This window comes from Rhodocaloribacter sp. (assembly GCF_056451265.1).
This window is the reverse complement of sequence record NZ_JBWOPL010000077.1, coordinates 1-2122: the sequence shown is the minus strand read 5'-3', so window position 1 is coordinate 2122 and position 2122 is coordinate 1. Positions and strand designations below refer to the sequence as shown.

1 protein-coding gene and 1 pseudogene are annotated in these 2122 nt (G+C 67.4%); both read left to right on the top strand.

The genetic code is table 11. From position 1 onward, the window contains the following. Window positions 1-114: pseudogene (locus AC1HIY_RS14075) on the top strand (ATP-binding protein); the annotation flags it as partial. Window positions 115-685: 571 nt separating this feature from the next. Next, complete coding sequence (locus AC1HIY_RS14070) at window positions 686-2095, top strand: sigma-54-dependent transcriptional regulator (protein WP_479577385.1); 1410 nt, start codon at window positions 686-688, stop codon at window positions 2093-2095. Window positions 2096-2122 lie beyond the last annotated feature (27 nt).

Below are 2122 nucleotides of genomic sequence, written 5' to 3'. Positions count from 1 at the left end.
GGAAGCACCGGCCTAGGACTGGCACTGGTGAAGAAGATCATCGAGGACCACGGCGGATACATCGAGGTCGAGAGCGAACCGGGGTCGGGTTCGGCCTTCACCATCTACTTCCCGATCTGACGGCCCGTCGGCTCTGATTCTGAGCGATATGACAAACGGCGTATTTCGCACCGGTTGCGCTGGGAGAAGCGGTATGCACGCAGCGACCGCTCGTTCTTTCTCGCCCCCCATCCCCCCTGCGGGGTTCTTCCCCCCCGAAAGGGGGAAGGGCTCACACGGCCCGTGCCCGCTCAAAAAACCCTCCCCCTCCCGGGGGGAGGTGGCGCGAAGCGACGGAGGGAGGAGACCCGCGCTCTGAACGCCTGCATCAAATACCAAACGACCATGGTGAACAGGCCTGCCTCTTTACGCCCCCCTTCCCCCCTGCGGGGTACTTCCCCCCCGAAAGGGGGAAGGGCTCACACGGCCCGTGCCGGCTCAAAAAACCCTCCCCCTCCCGGGGGGAGGTGGCGCGAAGCGACGGAGGGGGGGGGTGACCCGGCCCCCGAGAAAGGATTCCTCCCATGCTTGAGAGATAGACAGCCCGTACTCGTATCGCACAAAACAGAAAGCAAAAGCACGATGCCCTCCGCCTCCGCCCGACCTTTTACGCAACCGCCGGCAATCCCGAGACGCCCCGAAGCTCATGTCTGACGTAGCCTCCAACCCGAAAGCGACCGTGCTCGAAAGCCCCGCCCCCCCTGATCCGCCGGCCCACATCCTCATCGTCGACGACGACCCGTTCGTGCGCGAGAGCCTGGGCGAGATCCTTCATTATGCCGGGCATTCCACCGTGGAAGCCGGCGACGGCAAGGAGGCGCTCGACCTGCTGGCGCGGCATCCGGTGGACCTGATCCTGCTCGACCTCGAGATGCCCCGCGTCGGCGGCCTCGACGTGCTCCGACACGCACAGACCGAATACCCGCACATCCCCATCGTCATCATCAGCGGCAAGGGCACCATCCGCATCGCCGTCGAGGCCACGAAGCTCGGCGCGTACGACTTCCTCGAGAAGCCCGTCGATGCCCGGCGCGCCCTCGTGACGATCCGCAACGCCCTCGAAAAGGTACGCCTCGAACGCGAGCGCGACCGCCTGCTCGAAGAGGCGAAAGCCCGGTACCGGATGGTCGGCTCCAGTCGTGCCATGCAGGACGTCTACCGGCTGATCGACAAGGCGGCCCGCATGCCCAGCAAGGTGCTTATCCACGGCGAGAGCGGCACGGGCAAGGAGATGGTGGCCCGCGCCATCCACCACAACAGCACCCTCCGCGCCGCGCCGTTCGTGGCGCTCAACTGCGCCGCCATCCCCGAAGAACTCATCGAAAGCCAGCTCTTCGGCTTCGAGAAGGGCGCCTTCACCGGCGCCGGCCGCACCCACCCGGGCAAGTTCGAACAGGCCAACGGCGGCGTCCTCTTCCTCGACGAGATCGGCGACATGAGCCTGATGACGCAGGCCAAGGTACTGCGCGTCCTCGAAGGCGGACAGGTCGAGCGCATCGGCGGCACGCGCCCCCTCCCGGTGACCGTGCGCGTGATCGCCGCCACGCACAAGGACCTCGAAGCCGAGATCGCCGAGGGCAACTTCCGGGAGGACCTCTTCTACCGGCTCAACATCGTCAACATCACGCTGCCGCCGTTGCGCGCACGCACGGAGGACATTCCCGCCCTCGTCGCCCATTTCCTCGAACATTTCGCCCGGGAGAACGGCCTGCCTCCGAAGACCCTGACCCCCGGGGCGATGACCATCCTCCTGGGGCACGACTGGCCGGGCAACGTGCGCCAGCTCCGCAACGTGATCGAGCGGCTCGTCGTGCTCAGCGACGGCGAGTCCATCGACGCCCGCGAGGTGCGCCACGCCCTGCGCCGCCCCACCCCCGCTCACGACGCCACGCTGACGAACCTGCGCGCGGCCCGCGAGGCGTTCGAGCGCGAGCACATCCGGCGCACACTCCTGGCGCACGAGGGCCGCATCCAGGAGACCGCCGACGCCCTGGGCATCGACCGCAGCCACCTCTGGAAGAAGATGAAACGCTACGGCCTCGCCCCCGACGCCTGAGCCCCGAAGCCCCGCTCCCTCCGCCGC